Source organism: Mesorhizobium sp. LCM 4576, from assembly GCF_001854815.1.
Taxonomy (GTDB): Bacteria; Pseudomonadota; Alphaproteobacteria; order Rhizobiales; family Rhizobiaceae; genus Mesorhizobium; species Mesorhizobium plurifarium.
This window is the reverse complement of record NZ_MDDT01000057.1, coordinates 68,488-93,697: the sequence shown is the minus strand read 5'-3', so window position 1 is coordinate 93,697 and position 25,210 is coordinate 68,488. Positions and strand designations below refer to the sequence as shown.

Annotated in this window: 16 protein-coding genes; 9 read left to right on the top strand and 7 right to left on the bottom strand. The window is 64.7% G+C overall.

The window, feature by feature from the left end; genetic code table 11:
* Window positions 1-31: 31 nt before the first annotated feature.
* From LCM4576_RS26210 to LCM4576_RS26190, 5 genes are all read left to right on the top strand, one after another.
* Entirely contained in the window at window positions 32-307 is a 276-nt protein-coding gene (locus LCM4576_RS26210) for a sarcosine oxidase subunit delta (RefSeq protein WP_071035390.1), read from the top strand.
* Window positions 307-3,288: a sarcosine oxidase subunit alpha gene (locus LCM4576_RS26205; RefSeq protein ID WP_071035389.1), complete on the top strand. Its 2,982-nt coding sequence runs from the start codon at window positions 307-309 to the stop codon at window positions 3,286-3,288. The genes LCM4576_RS26210 and LCM4576_RS26205 overlap by 1 nt, the downstream gene beginning before the upstream one ends.
* Window positions 3,281-3,904 carry a sarcosine oxidase subunit gamma gene (locus LCM4576_RS26200; protein ID WP_071035873.1) on the top strand — a complete coding sequence of 208 codons (624 nt, stop codon included), beginning with the start codon at window positions 3,281-3,283 and terminating at the stop codon, window positions 3,902-3,904. Before LCM4576_RS26205 ends, LCM4576_RS26200 begins: the two co-directional genes overlap by 8 nt.
* 279 nt (window positions 3,905-4,183) lie before the next feature.
* Entirely contained in the window at window positions 4,184-6,553 is a 2,370-nt protein-coding gene (locus LCM4576_RS26195) for a DUF1989 domain-containing protein (protein ID WP_071035388.1), read from the top strand.
* 240 nt (window positions 6,554-6,793) lie between these two features.
* Window positions 6,794-8,503 (top strand): APC family permease, encoded by a 1,710-nt coding sequence (locus LCM4576_RS26190; protein ID WP_071035387.1) that lies wholly within the window; start codon window positions 6,794-6,796, stop codon window positions 8,501-8,503.
* A gap of 53 nt (window positions 8,504-8,556) precedes the next feature.
* Here the strand turns inward: LCM4576_RS26190 and LCM4576_RS26185 are convergent, their stop codons facing one another.
* From LCM4576_RS26185 to LCM4576_RS26165, 5 genes are all read right to left on the bottom strand, one after another.
* Complete coding sequence (locus tag LCM4576_RS26185) at window positions 8,557-9,906, bottom strand: LLM class flavin-dependent oxidoreductase (RefSeq protein ID WP_071035386.1); 1,350 nt, start codon at window positions 9,904-9,906, stop codon at window positions 8,557-8,559.
* A 195-nt stretch (window positions 9,907-10,101) separates the two neighbouring features.
* Window positions 10,102-13,248 carry an efflux RND transporter permease subunit gene (locus tag LCM4576_RS26180; protein ID WP_071035385.1) on the bottom strand — a complete coding sequence of 1,049 codons (3,147 nt, stop codon included), beginning with the start codon at window positions 13,246-13,248 and terminating at the stop codon, window positions 10,102-10,104.
* 325 nt (window positions 13,249-13,573) lie between these two features.
* Window positions 13,574-14,707 carry an efflux RND transporter periplasmic adaptor subunit gene (locus LCM4576_RS26175; protein WP_407067408.1) on the bottom strand — a complete coding sequence of 378 codons (1,134 nt, stop codon included), beginning with the start codon at window positions 14,705-14,707 and terminating at the stop codon, window positions 13,574-13,576.
* An 85-nt stretch (window positions 14,708-14,792) separates the two neighbouring features.
* A complete protein-coding gene (locus LCM4576_RS26170; protein ID WP_071035383.1) occupies window positions 14,793-15,398 on the bottom strand; it encodes a TetR family transcriptional regulator in 606 nt (201 codons plus the stop codon).
* A gap of 442 nt (window positions 15,399-15,840) precedes the next feature.
* Window positions 15,841-17,481, bottom strand: coding sequence for an acyl-CoA synthetase (locus LCM4576_RS26165; protein ID WP_071035382.1), 1,641 nt, complete (start codon window positions 17,479-17,481; stop codon window positions 15,841-15,843).
* A 202-nt stretch (window positions 17,482-17,683) separates the two neighbouring features.
* Here LCM4576_RS26165 and LCM4576_RS26160 point away from each other — a divergent pair, with 202 nt between their 5' ends.
* The 3 genes from LCM4576_RS26160 (at window position 17,684) to LCM4576_RS26150 (ending at window position 22,062) form a co-directional block, all read left to right on the top strand.
* Window positions 17,684-18,649 (top strand): sugar-binding transcriptional regulator, encoded by a 966-nt coding sequence (locus LCM4576_RS26160; protein ID WP_071035381.1) that lies wholly within the window; start codon window positions 17,684-17,686, stop codon window positions 18,647-18,649.
* A gap of 81 nt (window positions 18,650-18,730) precedes the next feature.
* Window positions 18,731-20,785, top strand: a complete 2,055-nt coding sequence (locus LCM4576_RS26155) for a bifunctional aldolase/short-chain dehydrogenase (protein ID WP_071035380.1) — start codon at window positions 18,731-18,733, stop codon at window positions 20,783-20,785.
* A gap of 212 nt (window positions 20,786-20,997) precedes the next feature.
* Window positions 20,998-22,062 (top strand): D-alanine--D-alanine ligase family protein, encoded by a 1,065-nt coding sequence (locus LCM4576_RS26150; protein ID WP_071035379.1) that lies wholly within the window; start codon window positions 20,998-21,000, stop codon window positions 22,060-22,062.
* A 13-nt stretch (window positions 22,063-22,075) separates the two neighbouring features.
* Here LCM4576_RS26150 and LCM4576_RS26145 read toward each other — a convergent pair whose 3' ends face one another.
* Window positions 22,076-23,581, bottom strand: a complete 1,506-nt coding sequence (locus LCM4576_RS26145; protein ID WP_071035378.1) for a winged helix-turn-helix domain-containing tetratricopeptide repeat protein — start codon at window positions 23,579-23,581, stop codon at window positions 22,076-22,078.
* Window positions 23,582-23,816: 235 nt separating this feature from the next.
* On the opposite strand from LCM4576_RS26145, the gene LCM4576_RS26140 reads away from it, so the two are divergent.
* A complete protein-coding gene (locus LCM4576_RS26140; protein WP_116390176.1) occupies window positions 23,817-24,056 on the top strand; it encodes a DUF1127 domain-containing protein in 240 nt (79 codons plus the stop codon).
* 75 nt (window positions 24,057-24,131) lie between these two features.
* Here LCM4576_RS26140 and LCM4576_RS26135 read toward each other — a convergent pair whose 3' ends face one another.
* On the bottom strand, window positions 24,132-25,184 hold the full coding sequence (locus LCM4576_RS26135; RefSeq protein WP_071035377.1) for a substrate-binding domain-containing protein: 1,053 nt from the start codon (window positions 25,182-25,184) through the stop codon (window positions 24,132-24,134).
* Window positions 25,185-25,210: the final 26 nt, after the last annotated feature.

The following is a 25,210-nucleotide window of genomic DNA, read 5'->3' as shown; positions in this document are numbered from 1 at the left end:
CTTTTTGGCATCATGCTCTGAAGACCCAGCCATGCGCATAGTCTGTCCCTTCTGCGGCGAACGCGAACTCGGCGAGTTCACCTATCTCGGCGACGCCAAGCCGCAACGTCCCGCGGCCGATGCCGGCGAGGACGCGGTCTACGACTACGTCTATTTGCGCGACAACGTCGCCGGCCCGATGAGCGAGCACTGGTACCATGGCGGCGGCTRCCGGGCCTGGCTGAAGGTCACGCGCAACACGCTGACGCATGAGATTTCGGCCGTCGAGCCGGCGGCTGGCGCCGGCGCCGCCAAGGTTGGTGCGTGATGCGCGGCAATCAGGCAAACCGGCTGAACGATGGCGGTCTCATCGACCGCTCGGCACCGCTCAACTTCCGCTTCGACGGCAAGGCTTTCTCGGGCTTCGAGGGCGACACGCTTGCCTCCGCGCTGGTCGCCAACGGCGTCAAGCTCGTCGGCCGCTCGTTCAAATATCACCGTCCGCGCGGCATCCTGACCGCCGGCTCCGAAGAGCCCAACGCGCTGGTCGAACTGCGCAGCGGCGCCAGGCGCGAGCCGAACACCAAGGCGACGACGGCCGAGCTCTATGAGGGCCTCGAAGCCGCCAGCCAGAACCGCTGGCCGTCGCTCAATTTCGACGTCATGTCGGTCAACCAGCTGTTCGCGCCGATCTTCGTCGCCGGCTTCTACTACAAGACCTTCATGTGGCCGGCGAAGTTCTGGGAAGCGATCTACGAGCCGGCGATCCGCCGCGCCGCGGGCCTCGGCCGCGCGGCCGGCGTTCCCGATCCGGACCACTATGACAAGGCCTGGGCGCATTGCGACGTGGTGATCGCGGGTTCCGGCCCGGCTGGCCTGGCGGCTGCCCTTGCCGCGGGACRCAGCGGCGCGCGCGTCATCCTTTGCGAGGAGGATTTTGTCCTCGGCGGGCGCCTGCTCGCGGATGGCGGCACGATCGACGGATTGTCGGCCGCCGAATGGGTTGCGCGCACGGTCGCGGAACTTGAGGCATTGCCCGATGTGCGCATCATGACGCGCACGACTTTATTCGGTGTCTATGACGGCGGCACCTTTGGTGCGATCGAGCGCGTCAACGACCATCTGCCGGYGCCGCCTGAGCATCAGGTGCGCCAGCGCCTATGGCGGATCGTCGCCAAGCGCTGTGTCGTCGCGGCCGGCGCGATCGAACGTCCGATCGTCTTTGCCGGCAACGACACGCCCGGCGTTATGATGGCTTCGGCCATGCGCAGCTACATCAACCGCTACGCCGCCACGCCGGCGAGACGCATCGCGCTCTTCACCAACAACGAGGATGGCTGGCGGACAGCGGAAACGGCGATCGCCGCTGGCCTTCAGATCGCCGCCGTGATCGACGCGCGGCCGGACGTTTCGCCGGCTCATCGCTCGCTCGCCAGCAAGGGCGGCTTCCCCGTGCTGCACGGCTCCGTCAGCGGCGTCGATGGCGGCAAGGGCGGGGTGCGCAAGATTTCCGTCTCGCTGACCGGTGGCGCCCGCGCCGAGGTCGAGGCCGACGGCCTTGCCGTCTCGGGCGGCTGGAACCCGGCGGTCGGCCTCACCTCCTACCATCGCGGCCGGCCGAAATGGCGTGACGACATCGCTGCCTTCGTGCCGGACGGCGCGCCGCCCGGCATGGTGGCGGCGGGCGCTGCCAACGGCGCCTTCGGGCTTGGGGCGTGCCTACGCGAAGGGTTTGAGGCCGGCGCCACTGCTGCGCGCGATGCCGGACGCAGCGGCAGTACGGGCTCGATGCCGGCCGCAGATGACGCGGCTTTCTCGCTTGCGCCGCTCTGGCATGTCGCAGGCAAGGGCAAGGCCTTTGTCGACCAGCAACACGACGTCACCGCCTCCGATGTCGAATTGGCGCAGCGCGAGGGCTTTCAATCGGTCGAGCATCTGAAACGCTACACGACGCTCGGCATGGCGACCGACCAAGGCAAGACCTCGAATGTCACCGGTCTCGCCATCATGGCCGCCGTCAGCGGCAAGTCGATTCCGGAGACGGGCACGACGATCTACCGGCCGCCTTACGTGCCGGTCGCCATCGGCGCCTTCGCCGGCCACCACCGCGACGAAAATTTCCATGCGACCCGGCTGACGCCGTCGCATCACTGGGCCGCCGAACAGGGCGCGATCTTCGTCGACACGGGTCTCTGGAAACGCGCGCAATGGTATCCGCGCGCCGGCGAGAAGGACTGGCTGGAATCGGTAACCCGCGAGGTCAAGGCGGTGCGGAGCGGCGTCGGTTTCTGYGATGTCTCGACACTTGGCAAGATCGACGTGCATGGGCCCGATGCCGGCGCCTTCCTCGACCGCGTCTACATCAATGCTTTCTCCAGCCTCGCCGTCGGCAAGGCGCGCTACGGGCTGATGCTGCGCGAGGACGGCATCGTCTATGACGATGGCACGACCTCGCGTCTGGCCGAAGACCACTATTTCCTCACCACCACGACGGCCAAGGCCGGGCTGGTGATGCAACATTTGGAATTCTGCCGTCAGGTGCTGTTCCCCGAGCTCGACGTGCAGTTGACCTCGGTTTCGGACCAATGGGCACAGTTCTCGATCGCCGGGCCGAAGACCCGCGATCTCTTGAAGGAGATCGTCGATCCGGCCGAGGACTTATCGAACGAAGGCTTCCCGTTCATGGGCGCGCGCGAGGTCAAGCTGCGCGGCGGCCTAAAGGCAAGGCTGTTCCGCATCTCCTTTTCCGGCGAGATGGCGTTCGAGATTTCGGTGCCGGCGCGCTACGGCGAGGCGATGGCGCGCAATCTGATGATTGCGGGAAAACCGTTCGGCGTCACGCCTTACGGCACCGAAGCGCTCGGCGTGATGCGCATCGAAAAGGGCCATGTCGCCGGGCCGGAGCTCAACGGCACGACGACGGCGGCCGATCTCGGCCTCGGCAAGATGATGTCGACCAAGAAGGATTTCATCGGCCGCGTCATGGCCGGCCGCGAGGCGCTGGTGGCGCCGAACCGGCAGGTGGTCGTCGGCATCAAGCCGACCGACAAGGCGCGGCGCCTGCGCTCCGGCGCGCATATCATCCCGAAGGGCGAGACCCCCGGCCCCGACAACGACCAGGGCTATGTCACCTCGGTCTGCTTCTCGCCGGTGCTCGACCAGTGGATCGGGCTCGGCCTCGTCGAGCGCGGCCGCGAGCGCATCGGCGAGATCGTGCGCGCGCATGATCCGCTGCGCGGCGAGGACTACGATGTCGAGCTCTGCAATTCCGTCTTCTACGATCCGGATGGAGGGCGCCAGCGTGGCTGATTTTTCCTGGGACATCCGCAGCCCGCTCGACCGCGCGCTGGTCGCCGGCGCCTATGGGGCGCCCGGCGACGCCRGTGTGGCGCTGACCGAGATCCGCAATTTCGATCTCGTGCAGGTCATGGCGCGGCGCGGCAAGGCCGGCGAGATGATAGCGGCCGCGAAGGCGCGCTTCGGTGTTGCCGCGCCGGAGACGCCCAAGGCGACCGGCACGTCGGACGCGTCGCTGATCTGGTCGGGACCGGACCAGTTCCTTGTGCTGTCCAAGGGCGGCAAGCATTCAATCGAGGCGCTTGCCCCTGGCTTTGCCGGTTCGGCTTCGCTTTCCGACCAATCGCACGCGCGGGCGTTGATCAGCATCTCCGGCGATAAGGCCCGCGCCATGCTCGCCAAGCTGTCGTCGATCGATCTGCATGCCGATGCGTCCGCGGTCGGCGCGGCGGCGGCGACGTCGATGGATCACACGAGTGTCACGCTGTGGCGCGGCGTGGATCGCAACGGACAGGCGGTGTTCAACCTGCTGGTGTTCGCGACCTTCGCCGAGAGCCTGTGGCACACGATTCTGTATTCGGCCGCTGAGTATGGCGTGACGATCGGCCATTCCGAGGAACTGGCGTAGCCRCTGCGCCCTCTCCTTCTCCCCTTGTGGGAGAAGGTGGATCGGCGCGATAGCGCCGAGACGGATGAGGGGTGTTCCAGCGGAGTGAGACGCTGGCGAACTGGATAAGCGGCGCCGCCAAGCTGGAGCACACCTCATCCGTCGCCTTCGGCGACACCTTCTCCCACAAGGGGAGAAGGGGGAGCCAGAGCTTGCCAAACGCATTCCCCCTGCTATTCTCTCAGCGAAAATAATTTTACACACAGGCAAACTTGTTTCTCGCTCGGAGGAGGGTTTGAGATGAGCCAGTCGCCCTACCCCGCCGTCCTGTCCGGGCCGCCGCGTCCCAGCCTGATCCTGCGCCCCGGCGAGATCAGCCTGCCACCGGGCGTGGAACGCTATACCGTGCAGGGCAATGGCGCGGTGCTCATCGATGTCGAGGCCGGCGACAGCGTCAGCGTCGCCAATGTCGAGGGCGGGCAACCTTGCGAGCTGCTGGCCTGGGACACATCCGGCGCGACCGATCCCGGCATTTTCGGCGAGCGGTCGAACAGCAATGCCGCCGGCATCAAGACGCTGCTCGCCGAAGGCGACGACAGCCTCGCGGCGCTGCGTCTCAGCCTCGAGCGCCGCAAGGTTCAGCTCGACCAGCCGAAGGCCGTGCGCGTGTTCGGCGGCGCCACGCCGGCCGGCACCGAGCAGAGCTTTTCCGTGCAGCGCGACAGCGCGCTGCTGATCGCGGCACCGGGCGGACCGATGCTAGTGGACGGCCACAATACGGCGACGCCACTGACCGTCCTGGTGCGCCGCGCCACGATCCGGCTGAAGACAAGAGGGCAGCTTCCCGATCCGCTCGCCGATCCGGTGGTCGATCTTCGGGTGAAATCCGCGACCGCCGAATCCTATTTCGTCAAGGCCGGCGACTATCTGCAGATCATCGACGTCGACGGGCGGCAGTGCACCGACTTCCAGTGCTTTTCGGCGCGCAAGCTGGACAAGGGACGCGACCTGCCGCTGGACGTGACGACGACCCRCACGCTGATGGGCTCGGCCTATCCGATGCCCGGCCTGCATTCGAAATATTACGACCAGGACATGGAGCCGCTGGTCGAGGTTGTGCAGGACACGTGCGGCCGGCATGACGCCTTCGCGCTCGCCTGCGCCGCCAAATATTACGACGACATCGGTTATCCCGGCCACACCAACTGCTCGGAGAATTTCAACAAGGCGCTTTCCGACAAGGGCGTGACGTCCCGCGCCGGCTGGATGGCGATCAACTTCTTCTTCAACACGGCGATCGACGCGCACGGCGTGATGGTATCGGACGAGCCCTGGTCGCGGCCGGGCGACTATGTGCTCTTGCGCGCGCTGACCGACATCGTCTGCGTGTCCTCCGCCTGCCCGGACGACACCACGCCCGCCAATGGCTGGGACCTCACCGATATCCACGTGCGAACCTATTCCGGCCAGCACAAATTCTCGCGAGCGATCGCCAGACGCATGAAGCCCGACTCGGAACCGAAGATGACCCGCGAGACAGCCTTTCATTCGAGCTTTRCCAAGCACACGCGCGACTTCGTCGAATACAGGGGCTATTGGCTCGCCAATTCCTTCGCCAAGGAAGGACCGATCGCCGAATACTGGGCCTGCCGGCAGGACGCCGTGGTCATGGACCTGTCGCCGCTGCGCAAGTTCGAGGTCACCGGGCCGGATGCCGAAGCGCTGCTGCAATACACGCTGACCCGCGACGTCAAGAAGCTCGGCGTCGGCCAGGTCGTCTATACGGCGATGTGCTACGAGCATGGCGGCATGATCGACGACGGCACGCTGCTCAGGCTCGGCAAGGACAATTTTCGCTGGGTCGGCGGCGACGATCTTTCCGGCGAATGGCTGCGCGAGACGGCGAAAAAGCTTGGTCTCAACGTGCTGGTGCGCTCCTCCACCGACCAGATGCACAACATCGCCGTGCAGGGGCCGAAGAGCCGCGATATCTTGAAGGAAGTCGTGTGGACCTCGCCGGCGCAGCCTTCGATCGGCGAGCTCGAATGGTTCCGSTTCGCGGTCGCGCGCATCGGCGGCGGCAACGGCGTCCCGGTCGTGGTCTCGCRCACCGGCTATACGGGCGAGCTTGGCTACGAGATCTGGTGYCACCCGCGCGACGCCGAAAAAGTGTTCGACGCCATCTGGGAGGCCGGCCAGCCGCACGGGCTGAAGCCCATGGGCCTGCAGGCGCTCGACATGGTGCGCATCGAGGCGGGACTGATCTTCGCCGGTTACGAGTTCTCCGACCAGACCGATCCGTTCGAGGCCGRCATCGGCTTCACCGTGCCGCTCAAGACCAAGGCCGACGACTTCATCGGCCGCGACGCGCTGATCCGGCGCAAGGAACACCCGCAGCACAAGCTTGTCGGCCTCGACRTCGACGCCAACATCCCGGTCGGCCATGGCGACTGCGTCCATGTCGGCCGCGCCCAGATCGGCGTCGTCACGTCGGGCATGCGCTCGCCGCTGCTCGGCAAGACCATCGCGCTGGCAAGGCTCGACGTCACCCATGCCGAGATCGGCACGGAGGTCGAGATCGGCAAGTTGGATGGCCACGCCAAGCGGCTGCCCGCGCGCGTCGTGGCCTTCGCGCATTACGATCCGCAGAAGACCAAGCCACGTTCCTGATAGCCGCAACCCTTGCCTTCTCCCCTCGCGGGAGAAGGCAAGAGCCAATGTTTCGCAAGCGTGATGTGCATGACATCCACAAAACGCTTGACGCGAAAGCGCGTCGGATCAATCTTCACTCTTAAGAAAAAAATACGACTGAGTGGAAACACGACAGTCGAACCATAGTGGCCGGGGAGCAAGCTTCGCAACAGCCGAAGCGTCGCCGGCGGGGAACAGAAAAAAGGGGAAGACAACCATATGAGCACGATAAGCACGGCCCTCGAGCAGCCTGCCGAAAGCAAGCTGCTCAGGCATATCGACTGGCGTGGCGCCTTCTGGGTGGCAAGCGGCGTTCCGGCACTGGTCCTGTTCTCGATCGGCGGCATTGCCGGCACGACCGGAAAGCTCGCCTTCCTGATCTGGACGGTGTCCATGATCATGGGCTTCCTGCAGTCCTTCACCTATGCGGAGATCGCCGGCCTGTTCCCGAACAAGTCGGGCGGCGCCTCGATCTACGGCGCCACGGCCTGGCTGCGCTACTCGAAATTCATCGCGCCGCTGTCGRTCTGGTGCAACTGGTTCGCCTGGACGCCGGTGCTGTCGCTCGGCTGCTCGATCGCCGCCGCTTATATCCTCAACGCGCTGGCGCCGGTGCCGATCTTCACCRAGACCTCGCCGGAAGTGGTCGCCTATATCGCCGCGCATGCCGGGACGGCGCCCGCCGACGCGATCGCCGCGGTGACCGCCGCCGCGACGCCGGCGATCCGCACATGGTCGCTGTGGGGTCACACGCTCGGTCCGGTGTCCTTCACCTTCAACGCGACCTTCTTCATCGGCGCCGTGCTGATGCTGGTCATCTTCTCGATCCAGCATCGCGGCATCCTCGGCACGGCCAATGTGCAGAAATATATCGGCCTCTTGGTTATCGTCCCGATGCTGATCGTCGGCGTCGTGCCGATCTTCACCGGCCAGATCGACTGGGCGAATTTCTCGCCGCTGGTGCCGCTGGCGGCCRCCTACGCACCCGACCCAGGCTCCTGGAACATTGCCGGCTGGACGCTGGCGCTCGGCGGCATGTTCATCGCCGCATGGTCGACCTACGGTTTCGAGACCGCCGTCTGCTACACGTCGGAATTCAAGAACCCCGGCACCGACACCTTCAAGGCGATCTTCTACTCCGGCCTGCTCTGCATGCTGCTCTTCATCCTGGTGCCCTTCACCTTCCAGGGCGTGCTGGGGCTCAACGGCATGCTGGCGACGCCGATCGTCGACGGCTCGGGCGTCGCCGACGCGCTGGCCGGCATGGTCGGCGGCGGCAAGCTGATCCACAGCCTGCTGGTCATGCTGATGATCCTGGCGCTGGTGCTCTGCATCATGACGGCGATGRCCGGCTCGTCACGCACGCTCTACCAGGGTTCGGTCGACGGCTGGCTGCCGCGCTATCTCAGCCATGTCAACGAGCACGGCGCGCCGACGCGGGCGATGTGGACCGACCTCTGCTTCAACCTGATCGTGCTGGCGATAGCCTCGGCCGACGCGACGAGCTTCTTCTTCATCCTCGCCGTGTCGAACTGCGGCTACATCATCTTCAATTTCCTCAACCTCAACGCCGGCTGGATCCATCGCATCGACAACGGCCACATCAACCGTCCTTGGAAGGCGCCGACCTGGCTGCTCGGCATCGGCGCCATCTTCRCCTATGTCAACGCGATCTTCATRGGCGCCRRCGCCAAGGTGTGGAACCCGATGGCGCTGTGGGCCGGCCTGATCACGGCCGCCTTGATCATTCCGGTGTTCTGCTTCCGTCACTACATCCAGGACGGCGGCAAATTCCCAGAGCACATGCTGGCCGACCTCGGCATGGCGGGAGCCGACCTCTCGGTCAAGAAGGCGGGCATGCTGCCTTACCTGACGCTGATTGCAGGCGTGGTGGTGATGCTGATCGCCAACTGGGTGTTCGTCATCTGACACGGCAACCTGAAAGGAAACGGGCGCGCTCCGGCGCGCCCGTTTCATTTGGATCAGCCCGCCTTGCGGACCGCCGCTTCTTCGAAGAACCGGTTCGGCGGCCGCTTCAGGCCGAGATTCTCGCGCAGCGTCGATCCTTCATACTCACGTCTGAATATCCCGCGCCGCTGCAGCTCGGGCACCACCTTTTCGGCGAAATCATCGAGCCCGGCGGGCAGATAGGGAAACATGACATTGAAGCCATCTGAGCCTTCGGTGAGCAGCCATTCCTCCATCTCGTCGGCAATGGACTTGGCGCTGCCGACGAAGGCCAGGCCCGAATAGCCGCCGAGCCGCTGGGCGAGCTGGCGAACAGTGAGGCTCTCTTTTCTCGCCAACTCGATGACGCGCTCGCGGCTGCTTTTCGAGGCATTGGTGTCCGGCACGTCCGGCAGCGGACCGTCGGGATCGAAGCCGGAGGCATCGTGGCCGAGCGCGATCGACAGCGAGGCGATGCCGCTCTCGTAGTAGACGAGGCTGTCGAGCTTGGCGCGTTTGGCTCGAGCCTCCTCGACGCTATCGCCGACGACCACAAAGGCTCCAGGCAGGATCTTGATATCGTCGCGCGAACGGCCGAGCTTTTCCGCACGGCCCTTCACGTCGGCAAGGAAGYGCTGGCCAGACGCCAGGTCGGGTGGCGCTGCGAAGATCACCTCGGCCGTCTCGGCGGCCAGCTGCCGTCCGGCCTCGGACGCGCCGGCTTGGACGATGACCGGCCAGCCCTGCACCGGCCGCGCGATGTTGAGCGGACCGCGTACCGACAGATGCTCGCCCTTGTGGTCGAGCACATGCAGTTTCGATGTATCGAAGTAGAGCCCGCTGTCCGCATCGCGGATGAAGGCGTCGTCGGCAAAACTGTCCCACAGCCCGGTAACGACATCGTAGAATTCGCGCGCCCGGTGGTAGCGCTGGTCATGCTCGACATGATCATCGAGACCGAAGTTAAGCGCCGCGTCCGGGTTGGAGGTCGTCACGATGTTCCAGCCGGCGCGGCCGCCGCTGATATGGTCGAGCGAGGCGAAGCGGCGGGCAATGTGATAGGRCGCGTCGAAGGTGGTCGATGCGGTCGCGACAAGGCCGATATGATCGGTGACGGCGGCGAGCGCCGACAGCAGCGTGAACGGCTCGAAGGATGTCACCGTGTGGCTGCGCCGCAGCGCCTCGATCGGCATGTTGAGCACGGCCAGGTGGTCGGCCATGAAGAAGGCGTCGAACTTCGCGGCCTCGAGCGTTTGCGCAAAACGCTTCAGATGCGCGAAGTTGAAATTGGCGTCGGGATAAGCGCCCGGATAGCGCCAGGCGCCGGTGTGAAGACTGACGGGGCGCATGAAGGCACCGAGTCGCAATTGCCGTTTTTCTGACATGGGGAATGATCCAGCGATGACGAGCGTTGCCGCTCCGGTATCGGCGCAGGATCGGCCCGCATCGCGCCGCTGAAAAGGAATTCTGTTTTACCGAAGCGTTGCCGCCGAGCATTTTCGCCCGGGCGGATCCTTGATGCAGATCATCCGCCGCCGGCTTTCGCCGGCGGCGGATGGTCCAGGTTGCCACGTCTATTTCTATTCAGCAGCCAGTGCCAGTTGCGGCCGTTCGATGCCTTTGGCCGGCTCGGGCGCCTCCTCGTCGGTCTTGGCCTTCTTCGGTGCGCGGCCGAAGAACAGGGCGTAGCCGGCCGGCAGCACCAGGATGGTGAGCACCGTGGCGACCAGGATGCCAYCCATCATGGCGTAGGCGAGCGGTCCCCAGAAGACGGCGCGCGAGATCGGGATCAGCGCCAGCACGGCGGTGAGCGCGGTCAGCATGATCGGCCGGAAGCGGCGCACGGCGGCACCGACGATCGCCTCCGATCGCTCCATGCCRGCAGCGATATCCTGGTCTATCTGGTCGACCAGGATGATCGAGTTGCGCATGATGATGCCGAGCAGCGCGATGACGCCGAGGATGGCGACGAAGCCGAACGGYGCGCCGCTGATCAAGAGCGCCGCGGCGGCGCCGATGATGCCGAGCGGACCCGTAGCCAGCACCAGCATCGACTTGCCGAAATGCTGCAGTTGGACCATCAGCAGCACGACGATGATGGCGAGCATGATCGGCGCCTTGGCCGCGATCGAAGCCTGGCTCTCGGCCGAGTCCTCGGCACCGCCCTGGATCTCGATCTTGTAGCCGGGCGCAAGGCCGGCGCGCAGGTCCTTCATGTCGTTGTACATCTTGGTGACGACGTCGTTCGACTGCACGCCGTCCGGCAGCGTGGCACGCACGCYGATGGTCGGCAGGCGGTCGCGCCGCCATTCGATGCCCTGCTCCATGACAGGCACGACCTTGGCCACCTGCGAGAGCGRCACCGAGCCGCCGAAATCGGTCGGGATATAGACGGAGTCGACCGAGGACAAGAGATGACGCGTCGCCTCCGGCTCGCGGGCGACGATCGAGACCGTCTCCTCGCCGTCGCGGAAGTCGTCGAGCGGCGCGCCGGACATGGTGGCCTGCAGCATCTGGCGGATGCGCTGCGAGGTGACGCCAAGGGCGCGAGCACGATCCTGGTCGATCACCAGCTTCATCGCCGGCACCGGCTCCAGCCAGTCGTCATGGATGGCGCCGAGCAGCGGATTGGCCTGGAACCTCGCCTTCACCTCGTCGGCGATGCGGCGCACCTCCTGGCGGTCCGGGCCCATGATGCGCATCTGCACCGGCCAGCCGGTCGGCGGACCCAGGAAGAGGCGGTCGACCTTGCCGCGGATCGAGGGGAAGTCCTGCGCCAGGATCCTGCGCATCTTGACGATCAGCCGCTCGCGCGCCGGCTCGTCCTTGGCCATGACCAGGAGCTGGGCGAAGTTGGGATTGCGGAGCTGCTGGTYGAGCGGCAGGAAGAAGCGCGGCGCGCCTTCGCCGATATAGGTGGCGATGAAGCGCTTGTCGGGATCGTCCGCCATCCTGCCTTCGAACGCCTTGGCCTGCTTCTCGACCTCCTTGATCGAGGTGCCTTCCGGCAGCCAGAGATCGACCAGGATTTCCGGACGCGAGGATTGYGGGAAGAAGTTCTGCGGGATGAACTGGAAGGCCCACAGGCTGGTGGCGAAGGTGACCAGCGTCATCACCAGCACAATGATGCGGTGGCGCACGGCCCAGGTGACCGTCGCGCGCAGCCGCCGGTAGAAGCTGGTGTCAAAGACATCATGATGGGTGCCGGCATGTTTGCGCTGCTTGAGGATCATGTAGCCGAGCCACGGCGTGAAATAGACCGCCACGAACCACGACACAACCAACGCGATGCCGACGACATAAAACAGCGTGCGCACATATTCGCCTGCTGTCGATGCGGCGAAGCCGACGGGGATGAAGCCCGCCGTGGTGATCAGCGTGCCGGTCAGCATCGGGAAGGCGGTCGAGGTGTAGGCGAAGCTCGCCGCCTCGATCTTGACCAGCCCCTCCTCGAGCTTTCGCTCCATCATCTCGACGACGATCATGGCGTCGTCGACCAACAGGCCGAGCGCAATGATCAAGGCGCCGAGCGAGATGCGCTGCAGGTCGATGCCGATCTCGTACATGATGGCGAAGGTGGYGGCGAGCACCAGCGGGATGGCGATGGCGATCACCAGGCCGGAGCGCCAGCCGATCGACAGGAAGGAGACGACGAGCACGATGAGCAGCGCTTCGCCGAGCGCCTCCATGAATTCGTTGACGGCATCCTTGACGACCTGAGGCTGGTCGGAGATCTGGTCGACCGAAACGCCATAGGGCAGCCCCGCCTCGAAGCGCTGGTAGGTCGCCTCGACATCCTTGCCGACATCCCTGACGTTGAAGCCCTTGGCCATGACGACGCCGAGCTGGACGCTCTCATGGCCGTTGAAGAGGTATTTGTTGTCGTAAGGATCCTGGAGACCGGAGGTGACGGTGGCGATATCGCCGAGGCGCGTCACCTGGTTGCCGGAGCGAAGCCTCAGTTCGCGGATGTCGGCGGCCCTGGTGACGTCGCCCTCGACCGAGATGCGCACCGAGCGCAGGCCGGTGTCAACGGAGCCCGCCGGATCGACGGCGTTCTGCCCTTTCACGGCGTTCTGCAGGTCGAGGATGGTCAGGCCACGCTCGGCCAACGCCTTGGACGAGACGTCGATATAGATCTTCTCCGGCTGGTCGCCGATGATGACTGCCTTCTCGACGCCAGGCGTCGTCAACAGCATGTCGCGCGCCTGGATGGCGAACTTCTTCAGCTCCGGATAGGTGAAGCCGTCGCCGCTGATCGAATGCAGCGTGATGAAAGTGTCGCCGAACTCGTCGTTGAAGTAGGGACCGAGCAGGCCTTGCGGCAATTCGTTGGAAATGTCGCCGACCTTCTTGCGCACCTGATAGAAGGCGTCCTTCACCTCCTCGGCATTGGTGTCGCCCTTGACCTGGAGCGTGATGATGGCGCTGCCGGCGCGCGTGTAGGAGCGCACGAAATCGAGATGCGGCGTCTCCTGCAGTTTGCGCTCGATCTTGTTGACGACCTGGTCTTCCATGTCCTGGATCGAGGCGCCGGGCCAGACCGCCTGCACCACCATGACACGGAAGGTGAAGTCCGGGTCTTCCTTCTGGCCCATGCGCATCAGGCCGAGCGCGCCGGCCAGGATGATCAGCCCGAACAGGAAGCGGGCGATGCTCGGATGTCCGATCGCCCAGCGCGAGAGGTTGAAGGGCCGCTTTTCAGTGCTGCTGTCCGTCGTGGTCATGGCACAAGTCCAGTCCAATTGGCCGGCAATGCACGCCTGGCATTGCCCGTGAATTCTCGGTCGGGTTTCCGGGCGGCGAGACCCTCAAGCGGAGAGATTCGCAAATCGCGCTGGACGCGGCACTGCTGCGGGGGAAGCCAACATGCCGGCATCTCACGATGCCGGCATCTCACGATCGGGCGTCCGCCGCCCGGAACCCATGCCCCACCCGGCTCGCGGCTCGACGCAGCGAGAGCGGGAAAGGCGTCTGTTGCGCCTGACTTCAGGTCTTAGTTCGATGCATGTCGTTGTCCCAAAACCGCTTCGCACTTTTGGGCGACAAGCATCAGTGCAGGCTACTCGTCGTCGCGACGTCACCCTCCGCCGAGGCGGATTGCTGGGCGTCGCCGGAAAGCTTGACCTTCAGGTTCTCGGTCATGAACTGGGTGCCGGCCGCGACCACGACGTCGCCCTGTTTCAGGCCATCGGCCACGGCGACACCGTCGGCGGTGAAGTTGGCGACCTTGATCGGGCGCGGATGCACCGTGTCGGAGGCGCGGTCGACCGTCCAGACGATCTGCTTGCCGTCCTTCTCGGTCATCGCCGTCAGCGGGATCGACACAAGTTGGGTCTTACTGCCAACGATCGCCTGGACGTTGGCGGTCATGCCGAGCARCACGCGCGGATCGTTGGGCAGCGAGACGCGGACAGCGAAGGTGCGCGACTGCGGATCGGCGCTACCGGCGACCTCGCGGACCTTGCCGTCGAGAGTAAGCCCGTCGTCCGACCAGAAGCTCGCCTTGACCTCCTTGCCGGGCTTGAAGCCGGCAATGTCCATCTCCGGCACCGCGATCGACACTTCCTTCTCGCCGTCGACCGCGACGGTCATGACCGGTGTGCCGGCGGCGACCACCTGGCCGACATCGGCGGAGATGGCGGTGACGATGCCGTTCTTGCTGGCCTTCAGATCGGCGTATTGGACCTGGTTCTGCGCCTGGGCCAGCGTCGAGCGCGCGGCATCGCGGGTCGCCACAGCCTGGTCATAGGTCAGCCGCGCCTGGTCGAGCTGCGACTTCGGCGCGAAGTTCTTGGCGTAGAGCTGTTCGGCGCGCTTCCTGGCGAGGTCGACGGTCTCGACCTGGCGCTCGGCGGCGTCGAGGCTGGCCGCGGCGCTCTTCACCGACAATTCGTAGTCGGCAGGATCGATACGGGCGAGCACGTCGCCTTCATTCACATGCTGGCCGATATCGACCAGACGCTCGGTGACCTTGCCGGCGATGCGGAAGCCGAGATTCATCTCGGTGCGGGCGCGCACCGAACCGGAATAGTCGAGCTGGCGGGTGGTCTGCGCCTCGCCGATCTCGACCACCTTCACCGGCCRGACGATCTCCTGGACGACCTCGGCCTTCTCCTGGCTGCAGCCGGCAAGGCCGAGCGCTGCCGCGATGACGGCGGCGGTTGGGAGGCCGACGGCCGGCAGYCTGCGGAAGATGGAACTGGACAAAGACACCTTAGCACTCCCGAACTGGAGATGATTTGTCGAAACCGCGCCCGGCGGGCGACGRCTATTTCAAAGCTCTGATGGCGTAGTCGATTCGTTCGTCGGGCATCGCCCGGTTGGTCTTGGCAAGGCACTGCGCCACCATCTGCGGATGGCACAGAATGACCGTCGCGGCGCCGAAGCAGCGCGAGGCCGTCTCCGGATCCTGCTCCCTGAACTCGCCGGCCTCGATGCCCTCGCGGATCACCTCGGCATAGAGGTCGTGGATTCTGTTCACATGCGCATCGATGACGCCCCAGTCGCGCTCCAGCGCGACGATGACCATCTCATGCACCTTCTCCTGGTCGAGCATGACCTCCAGCGTCATCTTGTACTGGGCATGGATGTAGCGGCGCAGCCGCTCCTCGGCGCTGACCGGCAGGTGCATAATCTCGTAGGCCATCTTGTAGCTGGCGCCGAGCATGCGRCCGCAGACGGCCTGGTGGATTTCCACCTTGGAGGCGAAGAAGCGGTAGATGTTGGCCGGCGACATGCCGAGCTCGCGGRCAATGTCGGCGACGTTGGTCTTGCCGTAGCCGTAGTGGCGGAACAAGCGCTCGGCGCAGTCGAGAATGCGGGTCACATTCTCCTGTCTGGCGGGATCTGCCACGATGTTGGCGGCTTCGGACATGGCGCTTTCGTTTGATGAGTGACGAATTTTAATTTTCGTCAGTCGTAAAACGAAAGCGGCGGGGAGTCAACGCGAAATCGACGTACGCGTATAATTTGGTGACAGATGGTGACAGTTGCTAGGCCTTCAATCGGCGCTTCCGACTGGCAGCCGACACCGATGAGGTCGTCATCCTAGGGCGGAGCAAGGAGCGAAGCGACGCGCGCAGGCCCTAGGATCCATGCCGTGACGTAGACCGAAGAACGAAGGCAGATCAAGAAGTTACGACGATTGGGCTGCCCATTCGCCGCAAGCCATTTTCAACCGCCGGAGCGCGGCCGCAAGGTAACGGCATGGATCCTAGGGTTTCCGCGACGTCGCTGCGCGACTGCTCCACCCTAGGATGACGACGTCGCGGGCGCTGGCGCAAACTGTCGACGTCACGGCCATGTTGGGGCGAGAACTACGCCCCCTTCGCCATCTCCCTCAGCCGAAACTTCTGGATCTTCCCCGTCGAGGTCTTCGGGATCTCCGCGAACACCACCGCCTTCGGCACCTTGAAGCGCGCCAGCAGACCGCGGCAATGCTCGATGATCTCCGCCTCTGTCGCGGTCTTGCCGGGCTTCAGTTCGACATAGGCGACCGGCACCTCGCCCCATTTGTCGTCCGCGCGGGCAACCACACCGCAGGACGCGACCGAGGGATGCTTGTAGAGCGCGTCCTCGACCTCGATGGAGGAGATGTTCTCGCCGCCGGAAATGATGATGTCCTTCGAGCGGTCCTTGAGCTGGATGTAGCCGTCCGGGTGYATGACGCCGAGATCGCCGGAATGGAACCAGCCGCCGGCGAAGGCCTCGTCGGTCGCCTTCCTGTTCTTGAGGTACCCCTTCATGACGATGTTGCCGCGGAACATGACCTCGCCGATGGTCACGCCATCGGCCGGCGTCTCCACCATGGTCTCCGGGTTCATCACCGTCAGCCCTTCGAGCGCGGCATAGCGCACGCCCTGGCGCGCCTTCTTCGCCGTCCTGGGCCCCTTCTCCAGCGCGTCCCACTCATTGTGCCATTCGTTGACGACGGCCGGGCCGTAGGTCTCGGTCAGGCCGTAGAGATGGGTGACTGCGAAGCCGGCATCGGCCATGCCGGACAGCACGGCCTCAGGCGGCGGCGCCGCGGCGGTGTTGAAGGTAACGGTCTGCGGGAACTGGCGCTTGTCCTCGTCTTTCGCGTTGATCAGCACCGACATGACGATGGGCGCGCCGCAGAGATGGGTGACGCCATGGTCGGCGATGGCGTCATATATCGGCTTCGCCCGCACCCAGCGCAGGCAGACATGGGTGCCGGCCTGCACGGCCAAGGTCCAGGGGAAGCACCAGCCGTTGCAATGGAACATCGGCAGCGTCCAGAGATAGACCGCGTGCTTGGCCATGCCGGCATGGATGGTGTTGGTGTAGGCCATCAGCGCGGCACCACGATGATGATAGACGACGCCTTTCGGATTGCCGGTCGTGCCGGACGTGTAGTTGAGCGAGATGGCGTCCCACTCGTCATCCGGCATCGACCAGGCGTAAGTCTCGTCGCCTGCGGTGACGAAGTCCTCATAATCGAGCACGCCGATCCGGTCACCCTTCGGATAGGGAGCGTCGGTGGCATAATCGGGGTCATCATAGTCGATGACCAAGGGCTTGGCCTTGGCCAGCGCCAGAGCCTCCCTGACGACCCCCGAGAACTCGCGGTCGACGATCAGCACCTTCGAGTCGGCATGGTCGAGCTGGAAAGCGATGACGGCGGCGTCGAGACGGGTATTCAGCGAATGCAGCACCGCCTTCACCATCGGCACGCCAAAATGCGCTTCCAGCATCGGCGGCGTGTTGGAGAGCATCACGGTCACCGTGTCGCCCTTGCCGATGCCATGCTTGGCAAGCGCCGAGGCGAGCTTCAGCGAGCGGCGCCAGAAATCGCGATAGGTGATGCGCTGGCTGCCATGAATGATGGCTATGTGGTCGGGATAGGTCTTGGCCGCGCGCTGAAGATAAGTGAGCGGCGTCAGCGGCTGGTGGTTGGCGGCGTTCCTGTCGAGATCCTGTTCGTAGGGATTGGCCATCCCGTTCTCCCCAAAGTTCTTTTCGAACCTTCTAACCTCAGGTCCGCTGTCACGCTATCCCTTCGAATGGCTGAAAATGCTATGATCTGACCCCTTGACAGAACGGCGATCCACGTTGAGCCGTGCTGACAGGAAAGCGCCTCCGCTCACCCAAATTTGACTTTTGTCGAGAGCCGTGACTAATGTCAGCCGAGGAGGCGGCATGGCGATCAGACCGGCAGAACAGCTCATCCACAAGGCCGCCTGGCTTTACTATGCGCATGGCCTTCGCCAGGACGAAGTGGCGAGCCAGCTCAACATTTCACGCGCCTCGGTCGCCATGTATCTGCGCAAGGCGCGCGAGACCGGCATCGTCAACATCTCGACCTCGACGCAGCTCTTCACCGACGACGTCATGGCGCGCAAGGTTGAAGACGCCTTCGGGCTCGACGCCGTATGGATCGCGCCGGAAAACGCCTATCTGGCCGATCCCTCGACCGATATCGCGGTGCTGGCGGCAAGCGTCTTCCTCGAGCTGGTGAAGAAGGGCGACCGCATCGGCGTCGCCTGGGGCCGCACCGTCTACACCATCGCCGACATCATGTCCTTTGCCGACCTGCAGGACGTCACCGTGGTGCAGCTTTGCGGCAATCTCGGCGCGCCCTATTCCTACCGGCCCGACCAGTGCACGATGGAGATCGCGCGGCGGCTCAACGCCAAGGGCCTGAACTTCTATGCGCCGCTGGTGCTGTCGACGGAAGAGCTGGCGAAGAGCCTGCGCGCCGAGCCGGTGATCCGCGATCAACTGGCCGGCATCGCCGAATGCGATCTGGCGCTCTATTCCGTCGGCGCGGTCGATGCCGACAGTCATCTGGTGAAATGCGGCGCGCTGTCGCCGGCCGAGATGGAAGYGCTGCGCAGCCAGGGGGCGGCAGGCGTCATCGCCGGGCAGATCATCGACGCCACGGGCGAGGTGCTCGACTGCAGCTACAACCGGCGCGTCATCTCCGCCGAGCTCGCCTCGCTCCGCGCCATCGAGAAGCGGCTGATGGTGGTGCAGGAAGACACCAAGTTCGAACCGCTGCTTTCGGCCATCGCCGGCGGACTGTGCACGCATCTGGTGATCGGCGCGCATATGGCCGAGCGCCTGCTGCAGCACGCCGGCGAGGCAACCAAGAAGGCCTCTTAGAAATCCCCTCGCCGCTTCTGTCATACAGGCGTCGCGGCTTTCTGTTCATGAGCAAAAAAGACGAGTATCGGACGGATCGACATGAAGAATCTTTGGAATGACGCCGACGCGGAAAAGATGGTTGCCGATTATGCCAAGAAGGGGGTCGGCCGCGATCTTGCTCTGCGCGTCTATACGACCCGCCTGCTCGGCGGCGAGCCGCGGCTGGTGCTGCACGGCGGCGGCAACACATCCTGCAAGACCAAGGCCACCGATCTCGTCGGCGACGAATGGGACGTGCTGTGCGTCAAGGGCAGCGGCTGGGACATGGCGGTCATCGAGCCGCAAGGCCTGCCGGCGGTGAAGATGGGCGCGCTGCTCAAGGCGCGCTCTCTGGAAACGCTCGCCGACGAGGATATGGTGGCGCTGCAGCGTTCCAACCTCATCGACCCATCCTCGCCCAACCCGTCGGTCGAAACGCTGCTGCATGCCTTCCTGCCGCACAAGTTTGTCGACCACACGCATTCGACGGCGATCCTCGCCATTGTCGACCAGGAAGACAGCAAACCGCTGATCAAGGCCGTGTTCGGCGACAAGATGGGTTATGTGCCTTACATCAAGCCGGGCTTCGACCTCGCCAAGGTCGCGGCGGAAGTCTTCGACGCCGACCCCAGCGTCGAAGGCCTTATCCTCGACAAGCACGGCATCTTCACCTTCGGCGACGACGCCAGGCAGGCCTATGACCGCATGATCCACTATGTGACGATGGCCGAGGACTATGTCGCCAAAAACGGCAAGCCGCAGGCGCCCAAGGCCGCGCTGCCGRCAAAGCTCGCCAAGCCGAGCGACATCGCGCCAACGCTGCGCGGCGCCGTGGCCGTGGCGCGCGGCGAAGGCCGCTTCGACCGCATGATCAGCGACTTCCGCACATCGGACTCGATCGTCGATTTCATCAATTCGGCGAAGATCGCCGACTATGCCGGCCGCGGCGTCTCGACGCCGGATCTGTCGATCCGCATCAAGACCGGGCCGATGGCCGTGCCGGCGCCCGACGCCGACAAGCTCGGCCACTACAAGGCCGTGGTGCGCAGCCATGTCGAGGCCTTCGTCAAGGACTACACCGCCTATTTCGAGACCAATGACGCGCTGGACGACGTCAAGCGCACCATGCTCGACCCGATGCCGCGCCTGACGCTGGTGCCGGGGCTGGGCATGTTCGGCCATGGCCGCACGCTGAAGGATGCGAAGATCGCGTCGGATGTCGGCGAGATGTGGATCGAAGCGGTGCGCGGTGCGGAAGCCATCGGCAATTTCCATCCGCTCTCCAAGGCGGATCTCTTCCCGCTTGAATACTGGTCTCTCGAGCAAGCCAAGCTCGCCTCCAACAAGCCGAAGCCGCTGACCGGCCAGGTGGTGCTGATCACCGGCGGCGCCGGCGCCATCGGCGYCGCGACGGCAAAGCTGTTCGCCGCCAACGGCGCRCATGCCGTCATCGTCGATCTCGACGCCGCCAAGGCCGCGGAAGCGGCCAAGGCGGYCGGCAACAGCTCGATCGGCGTCGGCGCCGACATCACCAAGCCTGCGGAGATGCGCGCCGCCTTCGACAAGGCGGTCGCCGTCTATGGCGGCGTCGATATCCTGGTCTCCAATGCGGGCGCCGCCTGGGAAGGCCGTATCGGCGAACTGGATGACGCCACTTTGCGCAAGAGTTTCGAGCTCAACTTCTTCGCCCACCAGTCGGCGGCGCAGAACGCGGTGCGCATCATGCTGGAACAGGGCACCGGCGGCGTGCTGCTCTTCAACACCTCCAAGCAGGCGATCAATCCCGGCCCGAAATTCGGCGCCTACGGCATTCCGAAGGCGGCGACGCTGTTCCTGTCCAGGCAATACGCCCTGGACTACGGCGCCTATGGCATCCGCTCCAATGCGGTGAATGCCGACCGCATCCGCTCAGGTCTTCTGACCGACGCCATGATCGCCAGCCGTTCCGGCGCGCGCGGCGTATCGGAAAAGGAATACATGTCCGGCAATCTGCTCGGACAGGAAGTGACGGCCGACGACGTGGCGCAGGCCTTCCTGCATCAGGCGCTGGCCGAACGCACCACCGCCGACGTGACGACGGTGGACGGCGGCAACATCGCGGCGGCGCTGCGCTGACGAGTACCGTTGCAGCGGTTCGTCGTTTCACGAAAACGACGAACCGCCCTCCTCGTATTATCGCCTCTCAGAGCGGAGCGCCTTTCGCGCTTCTGCTGAAAAACTGCTGCAACCGGTCAAAGTCCCACTCCAATCCTCCGCTTACTACGGTTGAAGGGGATGTCTGGTGTTTCGCATGCGAGCTCCAACCCTGATCATTGGTGGAGTTGTCGATGCCCGCAAAAAGACTTCGTATCGCTGTGCTGTTCGGCGGGCGTTCCGCGGAGCATGAGGTGTCGCTGCTTTCGGCGGCCAACGTGATGGCCGCGCTGGACCTGGCGAAATACGATGCGGTCCCGATCTTCGTCACCCGCGAAGGGCAGTGGCTGCTGAGCCGCTTCGAAGACGGCGCGCTGGCGACGCCGTCGGCTGGCACACAGCTCTGCCTGGTGCCGGGCGGGCATGGGCGGATGCTGGCGATCCCTGCCGGCGGCGCACCCCACGACCTGCCCGCCCTCGACATCCTGTTTCCGGTGCTGCACGGCCTGCATGGCGAGGACGGCGCGGTGCAGGGAGCGGCCGAGGTGGCGCGCGTGCCGCTCGCCGGCTGCGGCATCCTCGGCTCGGCGACGGCGCTCGACAAGGACGTCGCCAAGCGGCTGCTGAAGGCGGCGGGCGTGCCTGTCGCCCGCTCGGTGACCATCGGTGAAGGTGCCGCGCCTTCACTCGCCGAACTGGAGGAGCAAATCGGCCTGCCGCTGTTCATCAAGCCGGCGCGGCAGGGCTCGTCGGTTGGTGTGGCAAAGGTCAATGGCAGCCAGGAATTCGATCGCGCGCTGTCAGAGGCGTTCCAGCACGACAGCAAGCTGCTGGCGGAGGAATTCGTTCGTGGACGCGAGATCGAGTTCAGCGTGCTGGAGAGCCCCACGGGCGAGCTCTTCGTCTCGCGTCCAGGCGAGATCGTGCCCGCGGAAAGCCACGGCTTCTACAACTACAATGCCAAATACATCGACGAGAACGGCGCGGCCCTGATCGTGCCGGCCGAGCTGCCGTTGGAGGTCGAGAGCGCCATGCGCGATATGGCCGCCAGGGCATTCCGGGCACTCGGCTGCGACGGCATGGCCCGTGTCGATTTCTTCCTGATGCCGGACATGAATTTCCTGATCAACGAGCTCAACACCATTCCCGGCTTCACCAACATCAGCATGTACGCCAAGGCGATGGCGRCCAGCGGCGTCAGCTACCCGGAGGTCATCGACCGCCTAGTGGCGCACGGGTTGGCGCGCGCCGGCCGTTGAGGTTATGCCGGCTTCACTCCGGCAGGCCGGCCTTGCGGAAGCCGTCGACGAAATGCTCAAGCGTCGCGTCGTCACGGAAYGGCTCCGTGTCGACCCAGCGCTGCGTGGAGAAATGCGGATTGCCGACAAGGAACAGGGTAACCTCGGTGCGCGCCTCGTCCAGGCGGCCGAGCTGCGCCAGAGCTGCCGCCAGGAAACGGCGTGAGCTGGTGCGATAGGTCTCGTCGCGGCGCAGCGTCTCAACCGCGGCCTCGTAATCGCGGGCCGCATACTGCGCTTGGCCGAGTGTGAGATAGTACCAGCTCGGCGGAAATGGGTTCAGCCGGAACGCCTTGCGGATGTGCTCCAGGCCCTCGTCTATCCGCCCGCCCAGCACGTCGATATCGGATAATGTCGCCCAGATATCGGCCTCGTTCGGGTCGAGCTCGATCGCCTTGGCGAATTCCGCCTCGGACTGCTCGAAGTCGCGTTCATAGGCAAAAAGGTTCGCTAGAACCCAGCGGCAACCGGCATCGTTGGGGTCGATCGCCACGGCCTTGCGCGCCAACTCCAGGGCTGTGCTGCGAGCAGGCTCAAACGGCTCGCCCCAATGCACCCAGCTCATCCAGTAATTCATGGCGAGCCAGCGATAGGCCTCGGCGTAGTCGGGATCGAGTGCGATCGCGCGCGTCAGCATCAGATGCGCCTCGCGCGCCATCTGCGGCGACTCGTCGAACATCTTTCGCGCCCGCACGACGAGATCATAGGCTTCGAGGTTCTTCGGCCGGTTGCGCACCGGCGGCGCGCGCAGCCGCCCGAGCAGCGCCTCGACGATCTTGGCGGTCGCCTCATCCTGAACGGCGAAAATGTCTTCCAGGCCGCGATCGAACCGCTCCGCCCAGAGATGCTCGCCGCTCAGCGCATCGATCAGCTGCGCGTTGATCCGCACACGCCCGGCGGCGCGCCTGGCGCTGCCTTCCAGCAGATAGCGCACGCCGAGCTCGCCGGCGATAGCGCGCACGTCCATGGCCTTGCCCTTATAGGCAAACACCGAGTTGCGGGCGATGACGAACAGGCCCGGAATCCGCGAAAGATCGGTGATCAGGTCCTCGGTCAGGCCGTCGGCGAAAGAGTCCTGCTCGGGATCGTTGCTCAGATTGACGAAGGGCAGCACGGCGATCGACGGTTTGTCGGGCAACGGCAAGGTTTTGCGCGTGGCGCCGGACTGTTCGAYGGTACCGGTGAAGCGATAGCCGACGCGCGGCACCGTCGCGATCCACTCGCCGCCACCGGTCGCCGGACCGAGCAGTTTCCTGAGTTGCGCGATCTGGACGGTGAGATTGCCTTCCTCGACGGCCGTGCCAGGCCAAGCCGCGTCCATCAGCTCGGCCTTGCCCAGGATCTCGCCCGGGCGCGCGACGAGCGCTTCGAGCAGCTTCAGCCCACGGTGACCTGCGGCAACGGGAACATCGCCCCGAAGCAGCGTTCCCGCGCCCGGGTCAAGCACGAACGGTCCAAAGGCAAAGCGCGATCGCTGCATGCGGCGATCTATAGAGCAATTCCAGGAAAAGTGTGAGCGCTTTTCCGCCTGGAATTGCGTAAAAACAAAGGGATAGAGCGTTTCGCCGTTTCCGTGAAACGGTGAAACGCTCAGATCGATTTGGAAGTTTTGAGAACTATTTGGGAGGGCTTAATTACGCCGCCGGCTGGCTGCGGCACACTGCTATCTCAATCAGACCACGGGTTTCCAAACCCTCTACTGCATGGAGGTTGCCATGAACGATATTCTTGCGACTTGCGCACCCCTGGCGGCGCGCCCAGCCGAGATCAAGAGCCGCCGGCGCTACAGCCTGGCGGCCTTGCGCAGCCTCATCGCGCTGCGCCGCGAACAGGCCTATTTCCGTTTCGARCTCAAGCGGATCGCGACGGACAATCCGCATCTGATCGACGACATCGGGCTGACGAGGAAAGAGGTCGAGGCGGAGATCGCCAAACTGCCGTTCTGGCAGCGATGAGGCCCGGGGCGGCTCAGATAGAACGACAGAGAGCGGCCCACAGGACCGCTCTCTTCATTTGTGATGAGCTGAACCTTACTTGGCGTTCGGGTTCGGCATCCAGGCCGGCATCGCGACATCGGCATGGGCGAACTGCGGCAGCTTGGCCGACAGGTCTTCCATGTTCTTGATGTCCTTGTCGATCAGCTCCTTCTGGGTGATCAGCGTCGGCGGCACGATCACGTTGTGGCCGGGATCCTCGCCGGCGAGCAGTTGTGYCAGGGCGCGCACCGAGACCTGGCCGACGACAGCCGGGTTGGTGGCTGYGGTGGCGGCCCAGGCGCTGTCCGGCTCACGCATCGCGGCGATATCCGAGGTCGAGATATCGGCTGAATAGATCTTGATCTTCTTGTTCAGGCCGGCTTCGTCGACGGCGATCTTCACGCCCTTGGCGAACTCGTCATAGGGCGCGAACATCACGTTGATGTCGGGATGCGCCTGCAGAACCGAGCGCGCCTGGTTGGCGACCGAGTTGGCGATCGGATTGTCGAGCGTGCCGAACATGGCGACCTCGTTGATGCCCGAATACTTCTTCTTCACGTCCACCCAGGTCTCGTTACGGCGGTCGAGCGGGGCGATGCCGGCGACATAGACATAGCCTGCCTTCCAGCTTTCGCCGTTGTCCTTGACCGCCTGCTCGAGCGCGAGCCTGGCGAGGTCCTTGTCCGACTGCTCGATCTGCGGGATCTTCGGGTTCTCGACATTGACGTCGAAGGCGACGACCTTGATGCCTGCGTCGACCGCGCGCTGGGCGGCGTCCTTCATCGATTCCGTCAGGCCGTGCTGGATGATGATGCCCTGCACGCCGAGCGCGATCGCCTGGTCGACCATGTCGGCCTGGAGCGCTGCATCCTGGCGGCTGTCCAGCACGCGCAGGTCGACGCCGAGCGCCTTGGCCTGCGCCTCGACGCCCGAGAGATAGGCCTGGAAGAAGTCACCGGTCGACAGATACCGCACCAGCGCGATCTTGACGCCCGGCTTGTCGAACGGCGCCGGCTTGTCCRCCGCCAACGCCGTGCCCTGCATCAGCAGCGCCGCGCCGGCGAGGCCGAGCGCCGCCTTCCCCAAAAGTCTTCTTGTGATGCTCACTTCCTTTTCCTCCGTTTTGTCTCAAT